This window comes from Mesorhizobium sp. P2_F8, from assembly GCF_056403655.1.
On the sequence record NZ_JBFUFB010000022.1, the window covers coordinates 1 to 16305 of the forward strand.

13 protein-coding genes are annotated in these 16305 nt (G+C 58.7%); 7 read left to right on the plus strand and 6 right to left on the minus strand.

What is annotated here, in order from left to right; genetic code table 11:
• The first annotated feature begins 131 nt into the window (after window positions 1-131).
• From AC1DZP_RS32090 to AC1DZP_RS32105, 4 genes are all read left to right on the plus strand, one after another.
• Window positions 132-596: a hypothetical protein gene (locus tag AC1DZP_RS32090; RefSeq protein WP_477307932.1), complete on the plus strand. Its 465-nt coding sequence runs from the start codon at window positions 132-134 to the stop codon at window positions 594-596.
• A gap of 56 nt (window positions 597-652) precedes the next feature.
• On the plus strand, window positions 653-1768 hold the full coding sequence (locus tag AC1DZP_RS32095; protein ID WP_477307934.1) for an ABC transporter ATP-binding protein: 1116 nt from the start codon (window positions 653-655) through the stop codon (window positions 1766-1768).
• Window positions 1769-1858: 90 nt separating this feature from the next.
• Window positions 1859-3103 carry an ABC transporter permease gene (locus AC1DZP_RS32100; protein ID WP_477307936.1) on the plus strand — a complete coding sequence of 415 codons (1245 nt, stop codon included), beginning with the start codon at window positions 1859-1861 and terminating at the stop codon, window positions 3101-3103.
• Entirely contained in the window at window positions 3103-3954 is an 852-nt protein-coding gene (locus AC1DZP_RS32105) for an ABC transporter permease (RefSeq protein WP_477307938.1), read from the plus strand. Before AC1DZP_RS32100 ends, AC1DZP_RS32105 begins: the two co-directional genes overlap by 1 nt.
• A 554-nt stretch (window positions 3955-4508) precedes the next feature.
• Here the strand turns inward: AC1DZP_RS32105 and AC1DZP_RS32110 are convergent.
• Window positions 4509-5429 (minus strand): LysR family transcriptional regulator, encoded by a 921-nt coding sequence (locus AC1DZP_RS32110; protein ID WP_477307940.1) that lies wholly within the window; start codon window positions 5427-5429, stop codon window positions 4509-4511.
• Window positions 5430-5803: 374 nt separating this feature from the next.
• Complete coding sequence (locus AC1DZP_RS32115) at window positions 5804-6802, minus strand: LysR family transcriptional regulator (RefSeq protein ID WP_477307942.1); 999 nt, start codon at window positions 6800-6802, stop codon at window positions 5804-5806.
• Between the two features lie 440 nt (window positions 6803-7242).
• On the opposite strand from AC1DZP_RS32115, the gene AC1DZP_RS32120 reads away from it, so the two are divergent.
• Window positions 7243-8394: an acyl-CoA dehydrogenase family protein gene (locus AC1DZP_RS32120; RefSeq protein ID WP_477307944.1), complete on the plus strand. Its 1152-nt coding sequence runs from the start codon at window positions 7243-7245 to the stop codon at window positions 8392-8394.
• A gap of 649 nt (window positions 8395-9043) precedes the next feature.
• On the opposite strand, the gene AC1DZP_RS32125 is transcribed toward AC1DZP_RS32120, so the two are convergent.
• The gene (locus AC1DZP_RS32125) at window positions 9044-10471 is read right to left on the minus strand and encodes an aldehyde dehydrogenase family protein (protein WP_477307946.1); all 1428 of its coding nucleotides are present in this window, start codon (window positions 10469-10471) and stop codon (window positions 9044-9046) included.
• Between the two features lie 223 nt (window positions 10472-10694).
• Between AC1DZP_RS32125 and AC1DZP_RS32130 the strand changes: the two genes are divergently transcribed.
• Together AC1DZP_RS32130 and AC1DZP_RS32135 are read left to right on the plus strand one after the other, a co-directional pair.
• On the plus strand, window positions 10695-11795 hold the full coding sequence (locus AC1DZP_RS32130; RefSeq protein ID WP_477307948.1) for an ABC transporter substrate-binding protein: 1101 nt from the start codon (window positions 10695-10697) through the stop codon (window positions 11793-11795).
• A gap of 46 nt (window positions 11796-11841) precedes the next feature.
• Window positions 11842-12663, plus strand: a complete 822-nt coding sequence (locus tag AC1DZP_RS32135; RefSeq protein ID WP_477307950.1) for a creatininase family protein — start codon at window positions 11842-11844, stop codon at window positions 12661-12663.
• Between the two features lie 159 nt (window positions 12664-12822).
• On the opposite strand, the gene AC1DZP_RS32140 is transcribed toward AC1DZP_RS32135, so the two are convergent.
• The 3 genes from AC1DZP_RS32140 to AC1DZP_RS32150 form a co-directional block, all read right to left on the minus strand.
• Window positions 12823-14049, minus strand: coding sequence for an acyl-CoA dehydrogenase family protein (locus AC1DZP_RS32140; RefSeq protein ID WP_477307952.1), 1227 nt, complete (start codon window positions 14047-14049; stop codon window positions 12823-12825).
• Window positions 14050-14064: 15 nt separating this feature from the next.
• The gene (locus AC1DZP_RS32145) at window positions 14065-15093 is read right to left on the minus strand and encodes a phosphotransferase family protein (RefSeq protein ID WP_477307954.1); all 1029 of its coding nucleotides are present in this window, start codon (window positions 15091-15093) and stop codon (window positions 14065-14067) included.
• Between the two features lie 90 nt (window positions 15094-15183).
• Window positions 15184-16248 carry an NAD(P)H-dependent flavin oxidoreductase gene (locus tag AC1DZP_RS32150; protein WP_477307956.1) on the minus strand — a complete coding sequence of 355 codons (1065 nt, stop codon included), beginning with the start codon at window positions 16246-16248 and terminating at the stop codon, window positions 15184-15186.
• Window positions 16249-16305 lie beyond the last annotated feature (57 nt).

A 16305-nucleotide genomic window follows, 5' to 3' on the forward strand; every position in this document is an offset into this window, starting at 1 on the left:
GTGCTGGGCACGAATGTTGCGAATTTCCTTGAGGGGTTTGTCGGCGCGGCACCCTGAGGGTGGCAACGAAATCGTCAACTTCGAGCAAACCGAAGCAAGCATCGACTATCCGACGTGGCGGCGGGTAAGGCTTGATCCTAGTCTTTCCCGACAAAGGGGGAGGGCCCTCGGCGAAGGGGAAGCTCACCATCCTCGCCAGTCAAATGGGGGCACGAATGAAAGGGGCATGTCTCACATTCGCAGCATTGCCGCAGCTCTCCGGGGCAGTCTTTGCGCAGCAGACGCTGACGGTTGTGCCTTCCGGTGGCGATACGACCCAGCTCGAAGCGCAGATGCTCCACAGGCCGTTCGAGCAAAAGGCCGGCGTCGTGAGCGCAAACAGTTGCGTCGGCTTGGTGCCGCTCCGAGCTCAGGTTGAAAGCATTGCCGTCATCTTGGACTACGAAACTTCCCTGAGCTTCGAAGCACTTCGGACAGTCATCTCGACATGGCCATTGGCGCCAGCGGCGGGCCGTCCTGCGGCGAAGAACGATTTCATCAAGGTCGTCCTCGATTGCCCAGCTGGCATCGCAGGACGCGCCGTTCGGTTCGGATAACTACAGAGGAGTCGGTTGAATCCGGCCCGCCCTGCTACATCACATTGGAGGTCTTCTTGCCGGCAGCTCAAGAGAATGATGCGATCGTCAGCTACGACGCCATTTCGAAATCATACGACGGGCGCACTTATGCCATCCGGGGGTTTGATCTCGACATCAAGCCTGGGGAATTCCTGACGATGTTGGGGCCGTCCGGTTCTGGCAAGACGACGCTGCTGATGATGCTGGCAGGTTTCGAAACTCCGACCAGTGGCCGCATCATCGTGCGCGGACGTCCCATCCAGGACACGCCGCCCTATAAGCGCAACATCGGCGTGGTCTTCCAGAGCTACGCTCTTTTCCCGCACATGACCGTGGCGGAGAACGTGGCCTATCCCCTCAAGGTGCGGCGTATCCCAAAGGTGCAGATGGCCGAAAGGGTGAAGCGTGCTTTGGAGATGGTGCAACTGGACCCATACCGCGATCGTCGTACTACTCAACTGTCCGGCGGCCAGCAGCAACGCGTCGCTCTCGCGCGGGCTCTGGTGTTCGACCCCGAACTGATCCTGATGGACGAACCGCTCGGCGCACTGGACAAGATGCTGCGTGAAGAGATGCAGTATGAGATCAAGAAGCTTCATACCAAGGTCGGGGTGACGGTTGTCTACGTTACACACGACCAGTCTGAAGCGATGGTGATGTCCGACCGAGTAGCGATCTTGCGAGACGGGGCGCTTCGTCAGGTTGCGCCGCCGCGGGAACTCTACGAGCAGCCCGCAGACGCATTTGTCGCCAGTTTCATCGGAGAAAACAACCGCCTCAACGGTAAGGTCGAATCCCTGTCGTCCGACATCTGTTCAATCATGGTTCCCGGGTGCGGTCGCGTCGTCTGCCGTTCGGGAGATCTCGATCGGGAGGGCGGCGAGGCAACCGTAACGATCCGCCCTGAGCGCATTCATATCAACCGCGTTCAGGATCCTGACGCACGGGAAAACTCGCTCCAAGCCACCGTTACCGACGTCACCTATCTCGGCGACAGCTTTCGGCTGGAGCTGCGGCTCGCTTCCGGCGTGTCGCTTCTTGCGAAATCGCCCAATACGGCGCGCTTCGAAACCTTTTCGGCCAATGAGACTGTCGAAGTGTCGTGGTCGCGTGCGGAGGCCATAGCCTTCAAGCCGGAGGCGGTTGCCTGAGAGGTGCCTTCCGGCTCGGCTGCCCGTCAGTTGAATTCTTGCGGCTTGCGCTCTTGGACCGAGCAAGCCGACCAAAGTGAGGACGTGCGAATGAGTACTGGCATGACCGCCGAAGGGATAGCAATCCCTGTGCAACGTCGGAAACTGTTTGGCCGGCAGGGTGCAGGCACTGCTCTACTTTTGCTGCCAATGGTGGGCTTTCTCGTCATTTTTTTCCTGACCCCACTCGGGATGATGATCAGCCGTAGCGCCTACGATCCGACATCCGGCGAAGCCCTTCCTGAAACCCGAATGGCGCTGAAGAACTGGAATCCCGAGCAGGGCGTCCCAGGAGAGCCAATCCTAGCAGTTTTCTCGCGTGAACTGGTTCGTTCCCTGGGCGACCGGAGCATCGGCCGGGTGGGTTCGAGGATGAACGACCGCATCTCGGGTGCACCGCAGCTTCTGCGTCGAACGGCCGTCGCGTTTCAGAAAGGCACCGAGCTTCCGCCTTCCAAGGTTCTTGCCTCGGTCAGCCCCGACTGGGGCGAGGTCGGCACCTGGTCGGTACTGAAGGATTCGCTCATCAGCCTGACCCCGGACAAGTATCTGGCGGCAGTCGACGTCGTTCGCGCACCGACCGGCGAATTGACTGCCGCTGAGGGCGGCGCATTCATCAATCTGCGCATCCTCTGGCGAACCATGTGGGTAAGCGCGGTCATCTGCGTATCATGCCTGATCCTGGCCTATCCAATTACCTATCTAATGACCCAGGTGTCGCCACGCGTCGCCAGCGTGTGCATGATCGCCGTCCTCATTCCCTATTGGACGTCCGCTCTTGTCCGCACAACAGGCTGGATCGTCCTTCTCCAGCGCGAGGGGGTCCTCAACAAGGCGCTCGTTGCGCTTGGTATTATCAGGGATGACCAAAGGCTCGCGCTCATTTTCAATATGACCGGGACGCTGATCGTCATGGTTCATGTGCTTCTCCCGATTATGGTCCTGCCCCTCTACAGCTCGATGCTTGCTGTTCCGAAGTCGTACCAGCGCGCAGCGATTTCGCTCGGAGCGCATCCATTCTACGCCTTCTGGTCGGTGTTTGTGCCTCTGACGCGCCCCGGCATCGCCGCCGGCATCACTCTGGTGTTCATGCTGTCAGTCGGATTTTACGTCACACCTGCGCTTGTGGGCGGCGCGCAAGGCACGTTCATCGGAAACGTCATCGCGTTCCACATGGACACGAGTCTCAATTGGGGCCTGGCGGCGGCCATGTCGACGATCCTCTTCGTCCTCGTTTTGTTGATCTATATTTTCTATTCAAAGAAGATCGCCCAAGGCGGAAAGATGTTCGGCTGATGTCAAACCAAAACATTTCCCCCATTGGTATGAAAATTGGCTGGCGAATTTATGTCGCGGTTTGCGTATTGATATTCGTATTCCTTCTTTTGCCGCTGCTGGTAATTATACCCTTGTCGTTCAACGCGGTTCCTTACTTCTCGTTTACGCCGGGGATGCTTAACCTGGACCCAGCTGCATATTCGACGAAATGGTATCGTGAGGTGTTCGCGAGCTACGAATGGGCGGCGGCTTTTCGCAACAGCGTGGTCATTGGCCTAGCGTCTACAGCGATTGCGACCGTCCTCGGAACGCTCGCTGCCCTTGGTCTGGAGCGCGCTCGGTTCGGAGGGCGCGAGTTGATCTCGGCGGCACTGCTGCTGCCAATTTTCGCGCCGACGATCGTGCTCGCGACCGGCCTCTATTTTCTCTACGCCAAGATCGGGCTCCTCGAGAACCGACTTGGCGTCATCTTGGCACATGCCGCCATCGCGGCTCCGTTCGTGCTTATATCAGTACGGGTAGCGCTGGCAGGCATCGATCCTCGCCTTTCGAAGGCAGCTCAGAGCCTCGGAGCCGGCCCCGTCTATACCTTCATGACGATCACTCTCCCGCTCGCAGTTCCGGGCGTGGTGGGCGGCGCTATACTAGCTTTCATCACTTCGTTCGACGAACTGATCATCGTCCTGTTCGTCGGTGGCGTCGACACCGTGACTGTCCCTCGGCAGATGTGGACAGGCGTCCGCGAAGATCTGAGCCCTCGTGTGCTGGCCGTGGCAACGATGCTGACAGTGGTTGCGATCCTTACGATCATCCTGACGCAATTGCTGCGTCGTTTCGCCGAACGCAGAACCCGAAGCGTGGCTGGATAAGCCCGGTTTCGAATGGTGGCTCGGCGAACGGAGACCTTGGCAATCTCATGCCCTGGCCATGACCGCGGATGCGAGCGGATTTGAACGGGGCTCCGCAGGGGTTAATTTCCACCATCAATATGCCTGTTCCCGATCTGCAGGACTCGATGGCTGCACGGCGGCTGTAGGCGTACATGGCCGGATCGTAGCGCTGGGACGTTCCGACTTGGCGTCTCGGGGACGAGTGGTTGCCGAGCCGCTGGCGCGGAAAAGTGCTGGCTAACCCCGCTTGAGGGTCGGGCTTTCGGAATATGACGGTCGTGCACTCGATGCTATCCCGGTTGCCATCGAACGGCTTACACCTGAGTTCGCGTGCATGCCGTGTCGCGTTCTGCGCCTGCTGACCAGAAGCGCGCTATATTTGCCCCCGAGCTGGTGCTTTTCGTGAGGAAGTTGGCCAGGTGTTGGTCCGGCGTGCCGCTCACGCGTATCGAGGAGCTGTGTTTTGAACGGGCACCTGTATTAACGCTCCAGATAACCAGGTCAGAGCGCGCTATTAACGGCTAGTATTCGAACTATCTTTCGGCCAGCGGCTTGTGTGCCTCGACAATCATATCCGAGAGCTTCGATGCAAGACGAAATTTGCGCATACCAGGGCCGCTGATCAGGGCAACGGGGTTGACGGTCGATTCTATCCGGCCCTTGATCTGCTTGAGCGAGCCGCCATGCAGAAACGGCGCGGCGATATGATCTGGCATGTAGCCGATTGCCCGGCCGGACAGGATGAGCGCGAGCTGGGCCTCGGCGCCAAACCCGACATCGTTTGTAAGGGCATCGCCGCCCCATTCGGGATGAGCCCATTCGAGGTGCGCGCGGCTGCAGTAGCGATACTCGCGGACCTGTTCTTCAGTGATATTGTTCGTATCCTCCGAAAACAGGGAGTGTTTGTCGGAGCAATAAAGGTGAGCGGACTCGCCGAAGATGGTTGTCGACGTCACCTGTGGAAGGTTGTTCCGCAGCAGGCAGATCCCGAGCGGAACCACGTTGTCGGCCACGCGGCCCATCACTTGAAAACCCAGCATCATCTCCACCTTCACCCGGACGCGGGGATAAGCCTGCTCGAACATCCTGAGGGCTTCGGACAGCCGTGATGATGGATTGCTCGCTATCGCATCCTGGATCGCAATCGTGATCTGCCCGACCGTTCCGCGATTGATGCTAGTTATCTGGTCCTTGAAGCTATCGATGGCGAAGAACATTTCGCGTGCCGCAGCGTAAACCTTCTTTCCATCCTCGTAGAGTTGGAAGCCCTTGGGGCCGCGTTGGCAGAGCGTCATGCCGAGCCTCACCTCCAAAGATTTCAGATACTCGCTCAAGCTCGATTGCGACAGGTTGAGGCTGGTCTGCGCTGCCGTGAAGCCTCCTTCTTCCACGATAGTGCAAAACACACGAAGTGTTTTTAAGTCTATGTCATGTAGTTGACCGATTTTTGTCATCTATGTCGCTTCAGGGAAGTTCGCCAATGCGACACTCCTTACTTTCGTCTGTGTTCATCGACCGATCGCAGCGCTTACCGTCCACTGGCTGCGGCCACACCTGCAACTTCGCAAGAGATCACAGTCAATCTCAGAGCGCATGGCAACGCCGGTGAAACCTGACCCCGCTGTGCCTGTTGTTCCGAACTCACTTCCTCGCTTATATAGCGTCTGCCTGACGTGCTTTGCAACGTCTCTGGCGCCTGGGCCGCGGAGCGCATTGGGTAGGTGCGGCGCTCCAAATCTGACATGGTTCCGGTGCAGACTCTTGTGCGTCAGGGCGGCTCTGCATGCACACGATCATCAGCCGTCGATCTCGAATTCCTGAACAGTACTCAATCCTCGGCAAGCGCGCCGCCCAATGCCGTGGAGCCGATGAGCGACTGGGCTGTGGGGCGCCGCACCGGCAGCTTGGCGCGGGTGTGCGCATGCGCTTCAGCCAGAATTCGGATGAAGTGACGCAGAAGCTTGTTCTTTGCGGACCTCGGACCGGTCATGGCGGCAACGGTCCTGATGCGGTGGATGAGGTCCGAGCGGACGCTCTTTAGGCGGCCCGCCGCCACGTAACTGGATGCGATATGTACCGGGAGGTATCCCAAGTCCCGGCCGGACAGGATTAGCGCGAGCTGCGCTTGTGCACCCAACCCGATATCGCCGGAAAACGGTATGCTGTTGTCCACGCGTTCGGGATGTGCGGCTTCGAGATGGCCCCTACTGCAGTAGGGAAAGCTGGCGATCTGATCTGCAGTGATCCGATCGTCCGGGACGTCAAAGAGGGGATGGTTGCGGCCGCAATAGAGGTACAGATGCTCCTCGAAAAGATGCGACGAATCCAACTGGCTGAACGAAAGGTTTTCCAAGCCCACGCCGACAGGAAAAAGCCCGTCCGCCACCCTACCGATCAATTGGGCTCCAAGCATGATCTCGACACGAATTCGAATGCCAGACGCGACATTCGAGAATCTCTCGATCGCTTCGGGTATATGGCAGTCCGGGTTCTCTATGATGCTGTCCTCGACCCCCAGCACCAACTCTCCACGATAGCCGGCGCTCACATTGGTGACGCTGTGCTTGAATGCGTCTATGGATGCGAAGAGCTCGCGTGCGGCGAGATAGACCTCGCGCCCTTCTTCGTAAAGCTTAAATCCCTTCGGTCCCCGCTGGCAAAGCGTCACGCCGAGGCGCAATTCGAGGGTTTTCAGGTATTCGCTGAGGCTGGATTGGGACAGCCGCAATGCCACTTGGGCGGCGGTGAGGCTTCCTTCCTCCACGATCGTGCAAAAGCATCTGAGCAGCTTCAGGTCAACGTCCTGGATTTGGCCAATTCTAGACATCGCGCTCCTTCAGGCGGCGGTCCGCCATTGTTTTACGTTCCGAAGCAGGCATGAAGGGATCGTCAAGCGGTTGAGGTCATTATGTTAGCAGAGGATCGAGATCGCCGAGATCAACTCCGTGCACAAGCATCATATTCCTACGCGGCGGTCCACCGCAATGTCAGGAAGCGCTTCCGCACGACAGGCAGAAAGACTTCACGCCAGGCTGGCTCACGCCTGAAGTCGGCATTCGCCAAGCAAAGGCTTTTGGATGGCGCGACCCGTCGCGTAATGGGAACGGCGTGCGTCCCAAAGCTGGGCTAATGCAAGCATCGTAATTTCGCAGAGCAAACAACGCTTACGCCAAATTGACACCAAGGCAGATGAGCGATTTACCAATGCATGACTGGCTAATTGAAAGATTGCAGGAAGTACACCTGTCAAATCCGAAGGGGCGCTCCGTGAGCCTTGATCCTGAAACGCTGCAGCAGTTCCTCTCCGCTCTCGAGCGCTTCGTGCGCGAGCGCCTCGTACCGCACGAGGCGCAGGTCTCTGATGACGACGCTATTCCCCCGCAGATTGTTGCGGAGATGAAGGAAATGGGACTTTTCGGCATGTCCATACCTGAAGAGTATGGCGGTCTTGGGCTTACCATGTCCGAGGAGGTGGCGGCAGCCTTCATCCTGGGAAAGACGTCGCCGGCGTTCCGCTCGCTCGTGGGCACCAACAATGGAATCGGTTCGCAGGGCATAGTCCTCGACGGAACCGAAAACCAGAAACGCAAATACCTGCCGCGCCTTGCCAGTGGCGAGATCATAGCATCCTTCGCGCTTACCGAACCAGATGCAGGTTCCGACGCGGCTTCGGTCCGGACCTCCGCCCGCCGCGATGGCGACCACTACGTTCTAAACGGGACAAAACGCTACATTACGAATGCGCCCTGTGCAGGTTTGTTCACGGTATTCGCAAGGACGGATCCGGGTTCGCATGGGGCAGGGGGCGTCACGGCATTTCTGGTCGAGGCTGGCGCGCTCGGTCTGTCTCTCGGCGTGATCGACCGCAAAATGGGACAACGCGGCTCGCATACCTGCGACGTGATTTTTGACGGGTGTCGTGTGCCGGCCGAAGCGATCCTGGGTGGCGTAGAAGGACAGGGCTTCAAAACCGCGATGAAGGTGCTCGATCGGGGGCGCCTTCACATTTCGGCTATCTGCGTCGGCGCGGCCGATCGGCTGATCAGGGACAGCCTTGCCTATGCGATGAATCGCAAGCAATTCGGCGGTCCTATTGCGGAAAAGCAACTGGTTCAGGCCATGCTGGCCGACAGTGAAGCCGAAACCTATGCCGCCCGATGCATGGTCGAGGAGACCGCGCGGCGCAGGGATCGGGGCCAGAACGTCTCGACCGAGGCTGCCTGCTGTAAGATGTTTGCTAGCGAGATGGTGGGCCGTGTCGCTGACCGCGCCGTACAGATCCACGGGGGCGCCGGCTATATGGTCGATTATGGGATCGAGCGTTTCTACAGGGACGTCCGGCTTTTCCGAATCTACGAGGGAACTACGCAGATTCAGCAGACAGTGATTGCCCGCAACATGATCAGGGCGGCTGGCTAGTCGGTCACGCGAAAAAGCTCCGAATCTCGCGTGAGGAAAGGCGTTGCGACCTGGGGGATCGCGCAGCCTGAGAGTGGCATCAGCCTTCGTGGGTCCAACCGGACATCGCCTTGGGTTCGAGAAATTCCTCCACTGCCTTCCTTTCGCTGGCTCGCCCGGATGCCTTAATGCCGTCGAATGGCGAACCAGCCCCGCGTCCATTGCCGTCCATCTCGACCATATCCTGCGATTTGGACGTAATTCGTCGGCGTGTCGTTGGCTATCTGTATTGCTTCCTCTGCCGTATCGAATCGATTGATTGAAGCACAGGCCCGAGAATCTCCACTTGGACGAGCGCATGTCATTGTTGACCTCCACGAACGCGATGGGGCCCACGAAGCTGCTGCGATTCAATCGGGCTGGACGGCCCGTTCCACGGTAACGCGCCGCGCTCCCTCATCGACGCTCTTCTGGATCATGGTTCTGCACTTGGTGAATTGTGCCTCGGACCCGAGTGGTCCCATGCGCCATGGCGGTTGGTCGTCCGCAAGGGACGCGGGCGTTCATGCCGGATGTCCTACTCGGAGAACGGTGCGTCACATGCCCCGAGTAGAGCAGTTACTGTGGTGCGCGGCAGCGCTTGCATGCGAGTCCGCAGTGACACGACGTATTACGCAGCTGCTCCGGATATGACCTTGGTTTCAAGATACTCCTCAAGGCCCATTTCGCCTTGCTCGCGGCCGTTCCCGGATTGCTTCATGCCGCCAAACGGAGAATCGCCGCTGGTGCCCGATCCGTTGATCAATACGTTGCCGGCCTTGATCTGCAAGGCGACGCGATATGCCTTCTGAGGATTCGTCGACCAGATCTGGCTGGACAGTCCGTAATTCGTTTCATTTGCGATACGGATTGCGTCATCCTCATCCTCGTAGGGAAGGATCGACAACACTGGCCCGAAAATCTCTTCGCGGGCGATGACCATATCGGTGTTCACGTTCGCGAAGACGGTGGGCTGCGCGTAATAGCCAGCGTTGAACAGGGCAGGGCGGCCGAGCCCGCCGGCAACGAGGGTGGCACCCTCGTCAATGCCGCGCTGTATGAGGCGTTGGACCCGGTCGAACTGCTTGGCGTTCACGAGCGGCCCCACAGTTGTCGCGAAGTCCGATGGTGCACCGACGATGGCGCTCTCCGCAGCCTTTATTGCGATTTCCACCGCTTTTTCGTGGAGCTTGACCGGCACGAGCATCCGCGTCGGCGCGGTACAAGTCTGACCGCTGTTGCGAAAGACAGAATTTGCACCACGCGTGACGGCTGCCGCCAGATCGGCATCCTCGAGAATGATATTGGGAGACTTGCCTCCCAATTCCTGCGAAACGCGCTTGACGGTATCCGCCGCAGCCTTAGCGACAGAAATTCCCGCGACGGTGGATCCCGTGAATGACACCATGTCGACATCAGGATGCGATGAAAGGGCACTGCCCGCACTTGGGCCGTCGCCGTGAATCAGGTTGAAAACGCCGGCCGGAACTCCTGCCGCGTCCAGGATCTCGGCAAAAATGTGAGCGGAGATAGGTGTCTCTTCGCTTGGCTTCAAAACCATCGTACAGCCGGCGGCCAGCGCATAGACGACCTTGCACACTGCCTGGTTCATGGGCCAGTTCCAGGGCGTGATCATCGCGCAGACTCCGATCGGCTCCTTCACGATCAGATCGCCCGCGTTGCGCTTCGCGAACTGATAGGAGCGCAGGGTTGCGATAGCGCCCTTGATATGACTGGAGCCCGATGGCGCCTGTGCCGTGCGGGCCAGCGTTATCGGTGCGCCCATCTCGTTCGAGATCGCTTCCGCGATCTCTCCGATCCGCCGCTCATATTCGACGCCGATCCGCGTCAGCATCGCGAGCCGGTCCTCAACGGACATTCTTGAAAAAGTGGCAAACGCTTTCCGCGCCGCTCGAACCGCTGCATCGACGTCGTTGCGATTGGCGAGGATGATTGTCTCGAACGCCTGCTCGGTGGAGGGGTCCACGACCGCGAAAGTCTCGCGGCTGTCGGGTACGATCCACTTTCCGTTGATATAATAATGCTGATATTTAGTCATCCATTCTTCCTGCTGCGCGTTGGCGATGTGCGCCCGTGTTTGTCCATTGGATCGCGCCCCAAGTCTGGACCATCACCAGAAGATAAAGCATCCGAAAGCGCCGAAGCAGGAATCGAGTTTCGCGGGTAGACCGGGACGAGCCAGCCCATAACTTAATGAGTGCGAATAAACCTCGTGCCCCCGCGTCTGACGGGGATTGCGCGGAAGAAAAAGGGGAATGGCAATGAAGCGTTTGGTCGCCTCACTCATATTTGCGACTATGCTGGTCGCACCGGCAGTCGCCGAGGAAACGCTGACGGTGGTGTCCTTTGGCGGAGATACGAAACTTCGCGAGGAGACGGCCTTCTATCGTCCCTTCGAAAAAGAAACCGGCGTTCGGATCGTATCTGTCGATTACAATGGCGGAACCGCACAGATCCAGGCTCAGGTCGAAACCGGGAATGTATCCTGGGATGTCGTGAACGGGGAAGTAGCGCTTGCCCGCAAGGGCTGCGATGAGGGCCTCCTCGAACAAACGAGTGACATCAGCCTTCCGCCGGCCGCGGACGGTACGCCGGCGAAAGAGGATTATCTGCCGGGCTCGGTCGTAGATTGCGGAGTCGGCATGACGACCTGGTCCGTTGCCTGGGGCTACCAATCGGCCCTGTCGGACAAGCCAACAAGCCTCGCCGACGTCTTCGATACGAAGAAGATTCCAGGCAAGCGGGGCTTCTACAAGTCCCCAATGTATGTCCTGGAGTTCGCGCTCCAGGCTGATGGCGTGCCGCCGTCGGACATTTGGAAGGTGCTTTCGACTGAGGAAGGCGTCGACCGTGCATTTCACAAACTCGATACCATCAAGAACGATATCGTGTGGTGGGAGTCCTGGTCGCAAGGAGCACAACTTCTGGCCGACAAGGAAGTGGCTATGGGAATGTCCAGCTCGCAACGGCTGCTGGTCGCAACGGGACAGAGGAAACTACCGATTGGCATCATGTTCAACGGTCAGCTGGCGCAGATGGATGTCTATATGATCCCGAAGGGAACCAAGAAGCTTGAGCTCGCGAAGAAGTACATTGAATTCGTATCGCGGCCAGAGATCGCAAAACGCCTTTACATAGCAGAGGCCGATTTCAAAGGAGGTCCGAACGACTTCCGCTCCAAGAGCCTGTCGGCGCGGTTGTCCGTCCTCAAGTCGACCAATTACGATGAGAACGACCGTCAGGCGGTCGAGCCTTTCATCAGCCCGAGTGCCGAAAAGGGAGTCGTATACGATGACGGCTCGTTCTGGTCGGTGCATCTCGACGAACTCCAGAAGCGCTTCAACGTCTGGCTCAACAAATGATGAGTCGACCGGCCGCGGAGACGCGGCCGGCCTCCCCGAGCCGATGATGAAAGGCAGTACCTCGATGTCCCATGATTACTTTCGGATGCGCAGCCCGCAGATTGCAACGGCGATCGGGTCCAACCAACCGGTGGTCGTTTGTCTCGGCGCTGTTGAGCAACACGGAACTCACCTGCCTGTAGGGACCGATACAATTCAGGTCGAAGGTCTTGCTCGCAAGGCACGCGACATTCTTGCGCACAGAGGCATTCATCTGCATTTAGGGCCGACCATACCTTTCGGGCCGAGGCAATTCCGTTCCGAGGCGCCTACCGACTTTCCCGGTACAATCGCGGTTACGCCAGGGCTGCTCGGACAGATGATCAGGGAAATCGGATCCGAGTTGGTGAGGCACGGCTTCAGGCGGATATATCTTCTGATCGGAAACGCCGAGAGCGACGCGCCGTCCCAGGTAGCGGCGAAGGAGCTGAACGACGAAACGGATGCCGTCGTCACGACAATCAACTGGATCGTCGTGAGCGCGGAGCTCAATCGAGGCAATGCAGTGTTTCCCTCGCCTCAGGGACATGGCGGAGCGGGCGAGACGTCCCGCATGATGGCGCTCTTGCCAGATTCCGTCGACCTTACGGACGCGAAATCATTCTTTCCGACGGACTGTTGCGGCACCTACAAGGGAGCCGGCATGCCCTATATCGGAGGTGCGGTCGGCCGCTACAAGCACCCTAGAGGCAGCTTCGGGGACTTTGCTGGTATCATCGGCGCACCCCATGAAGCGTCCGCGGCAACCGGTGAGCGCTTGATCGACAATATTGGATCCTGGATAGCCGACGTGATTTTTCACGAAGAGTCGATTTGGATGTCCGCCTGAGTCCGATGATCGCGGCCGAGGTGATCGTGGTCGTTTAACGCGGCGACGATCTACCCGCTGCCCGCCGTTTCGTCGCCACCTCAGTGCTCCAGGCGTTTCTGACGGTTGGCGTACAGTGTAGGCTGGTCCACCCTCGCTCGGTGACAAGTTCCGATCTTCTCAGCCGGCGCCTGAGCGGTGCCCTGCTCGCTTCAGTTCCTGGCGCGCGATCCCTCGCAGATGGACTTCGTCCGGACCGTCGATGAATCGAAGCGCGCGTCCCCACGTGTGCAGGTATGCCAGCGGCGTGTCGTTTGTCAGGCCCATTGCTCCAAACACCTGGATGGCCCGATCGGTGACCTTCGTCTGCAAGCGGGCAGCCGCGACCTTGATCATCGAGATCTCGTTCCGGGCGGATCTGCTGCCGTTTGTATCCATCATCCAGGCAGCCTTCAGATTGAGGAGGCGAGCCTGTTCGATTTCGATTCGCGACTCGGCAATCCAGTCGCGAACGTTTGAGTAATCCGCAAGCCGGGTGCCGAAAGTCTTGCGTGCGAGAGCCCGGTTGCACATAAGCTCGAGGGCCAACTCACATTGGCCAATCGCTCGCATGCAATGGTGGATGCGGCCTGGCCCCAGCCTTGCTTGAGCGATCGCGAATCCAGCGCCAAGTTCGCCCAGTAGGTTCTGGACAGGAACCCGGACGTCTTTGAACTCGACTTCGCAATGCCCCTCTATGGAATGATGGCTGAGGATCGGTACATCCCGCACGACGCGAAAACCAGGAGTATCAGCAGGCACAATCACGAAAGAATGCCGACGATGTGCCGCTGCTTCAGGATCCGTGTCGGAAACGCCCATTACGAGGGTAAAAGCAAATTTTGGGTGCAGCGCGCCGCTTGTGAACCACTTACGACCGCTGATAACGAAATGATCTCCGTCACGCCGTATGGTGGTCTTCAGATTGGTCGGGTCTGACGAGGCCTCGTCCGGCTCGGTGATCGAAACGGTGGAACGGATACTCCCTTCCAGCAGCGGATTCAACCACCTCTCCCGTTGTTCAGGAGTGGCGAAGAGATGCAGGATTTCGATATTTCCTGTGTCAGGCGCGTTGCAATTGAAGACTTCGGAAGACCACGGTACTCGGCCCATGATCTCGGCCAGCGGCGCATATTCCAGGTTCGAAAGGCGCGTGCCAGGCTCGTCGTCTCGGAGCGTCGGCAGAAACAGATTCCAGAGTTTCGTCGCCTTTGCCTTTTCCTTCAGCCCGTCTACGAGCCGCTCGGGATAGACGCCCTTGTCCGCGCTTTCATGCCAATCGGCATTCGCGGGATGGATGTGCGCGGCCATAAAGGCGTTGAGTTCGTCGATCAAGCCGAGAACGCGCGGCGAGTAAGAGAAATCCACGTCAAACCTCCTTAGCTAATCGAGCAGTTCGACCGCGCGACGGGCGAACACGGACGCCAGCGACCCAACTTTGTGAGCATCGGCGGACGTTGCGTTGCCGGCGAGCGCCCGGGCGGCGATGCCTTCGAAGATGACGGCGTTACGAAACAGCGCGAGTACAAGATCGAACGCCGAAATGCGGTGGCCGTCTCCGGTCGACTGATAGTAGAGGTCCAGGAACTGCTCGAGCGACGGCAAGCTGAGTTCGTCGAGAGGGAGGTCGCGAACGCCGCCATATTCGTCGGCGTTCATGGACCAGGTGAAAACGCACATGTGGGCAAGGTCGGCCATGGGATGACCGAGCGTTGACAGTTCCCAGTCGAGGACAGCGATCACTCGCGGTTCCTTCGGATGGAAAATCAAGTTGCCGATACGGAAATCTCCATGCACAAGCGTGGTTTCGTCGCTGTCCGGCAAATGCTGCGGGAGCCAGGCGATGAGCGTCTCGACGTTTGCGTCGTCACGGGTCTTCGACAGCTGCCACTGCTTGGTCCAGCGGCTTATCTGACGCTGATAATAGTTGCCTTTTTTTCCATAGCCGCCAAGGCCAGTCGCTTCGATGTCGACGGAGTGCAGGGCGGCCAGCACCTTCGCCGCCGAGCCGTACATCGGCATACGAACGCATGGCGAGGCGCCTCCAAGAGCGCTATCCGCAAAAATCCGGCCTTCGACCCGCTCCATCACGTAGAAGGGCGTGCCCATGATCGAACTGTCCGTTTCCAACAGCAGTACCGGAGGAACGGGAACTGCCGATTGCTGCAGCGCCGACAGGACACGATACTCCCGTTCCACAGCGTGGGCGGAAGGCAGGATGACGCCTCCAGGCTTCTTGCGGATCACGAGCCTGCGGTTGTCGTAGTCCGCGAAGAAAGTTGGGTTTGAACGTCCGCCCATAATGGGCTGAAGCCTCAAGGTGCCCTGAAGTCCCCGGATATGTCGACGAAGATGGTCGTCGACCTCTCGCGTGCCAAATCCGTGCTGGGCTTCGTCGAATGGTGGTGTCATCCTAGCGGTCCGTCGCTCGCAGGCATGTAGATTGAATAGCGATCGCGCATCGTCCCACGAACGGTGACGAAACACCGTTGGTTCTCGCCTTCACGGCGACCAGCAATCTGAACAGGTGGTTGCGTCAGTGCGTTTGAACTCAGGCACTTGCGGTGACATATCGGATTCGGGAGGCGACGCCGGTTCGTCCAGGATCTTCACAAGCATCCCAATGCGAGTCCGGCATTGACGATCGATCCTTTGGAGAAGCTCTGCGCAACTTGGAACGTCGTCGATCAGGCCGACGCAGAGTCCGGCCCAGATAAGTCCACCTTCCGAATCCCCGTCCAGCAAGGCCTTCAGGCCGCGGACACCTGACACGAGAGGCTTTATATCGTCAAAAACGGCGCCGCCCGGGCAGTTTTCTATCGCGACGACCTCTACGGAAACTGCGTTGCGCAAAACCCGTCCGGTGTTTCGAAAGGTACGGAAGATCAACCTCGTGTCGCGCTCGGTAGCTTCCGTTAGGCGCTGTTTGATATTCTCATGGATGGGGGCTTCCTTGGTCACCATGAAGCGGGTGCCCATGTTGATCCCGTCCGCCCCTAAGGCGAGGGCTGCTGCCAAGCCGTTCCCGTCGGCAAATCCGCCGGATGCGACTATGGGCACTCGCAGCTGACGCGCCGCGGCGGGGATGAGGATCAGTCCTGGAATATCGTCTTCACCTGGATGGCCAGCACACTCGAATCCGTCGATGCTGATGGCGTCCGCGCCTCGCTTCTCAGCCGAAAGAGCATGCCGCACCGACGTGCATTTGTGGATGATCTGGACATTGTTTTCCTTGAAAAGCTGCGTGATTTCTACGGGATGGTTGCCTGCCGTCTCCACGATCGTGACGCCTTCGTCGATGATCGCCTGGGCGTACGCGTGGTAAGGCGGTGGCGATACCGTGGGAAGAATGGTGAGGTTGACGCCAAAGGGTCTTTTGGTCATGGCGCGACAACGGCGGATCTCGGTTCTCAACGCCTCGGGTGTGGGCTGCGTAAGCGCGGTCAGGGTGCCGAGTCCACCTGCGTTGGAAACCGCACTGGCAAGCTCGGCACGCCCTACCCACATCATGCCACCCTGCACCACCGGATATTCGATGCCCAGCAAATCGGTAAGGCGTGTTTTCACAGTTTCTCCAAATCGCTATTACCAAGCCATGACATGTGAACATGCGTCGTGAGGTAG

Bases quoted from the DNA above. Each gene is read 5' to 3' on its own strand.
- AC1DZP_RS32130 (WP_477307948.1), top strand. From the start codon at position 10,695: ATGAAGCGTTTGGTCGCCTCACTCATATTTGCGACTATGCTGGTCGCA.
- AC1DZP_RS32125 (WP_477307946.1), bottom strand. From the start codon at position 10,471: ATGACTAAATATCAGCATTATTATATCAACGGAAAGTGGATCGTACCC.
- AC1DZP_RS32110 (WP_477307940.1), bottom strand. From the start codon at position 5,429: ATGACAAAAATCGGTCAACTACATGACATAGACTTAAAAACACTTCGT.
- AC1DZP_RS32115 (WP_477307942.1), bottom strand. From the start codon at position 6,802: ATGTCTAGAATTGGCCAAATCCAGGACGTTGACCTGAAGCTGCTCAGA.
- AC1DZP_RS32105 (WP_477307938.1), top strand. From the start codon at position 3,103: ATGTCAAACCAAAACATTTCCCCCATTGGTATGAAAATTGGCTGGCGA.
- AC1DZP_RS32100 (WP_477307936.1), top strand. From the start codon at position 1,859: ATGAGTACTGGCATGACCGCCGAAGGGATAGCAATCCCTGTGCAACGT.
- AC1DZP_RS32145 (WP_477307954.1), bottom strand. From the start codon at position 15,093: ATGACACCACCATTCGACGAAGCCCAGCACGGATTTGGCACGCGAGAG.
- AC1DZP_RS32135 (WP_477307950.1), top strand. From the start codon at position 11,842: ATGAAAGGCAGTACCTCGATGTCCCATGATTACTTTCGGATGCGCAGC.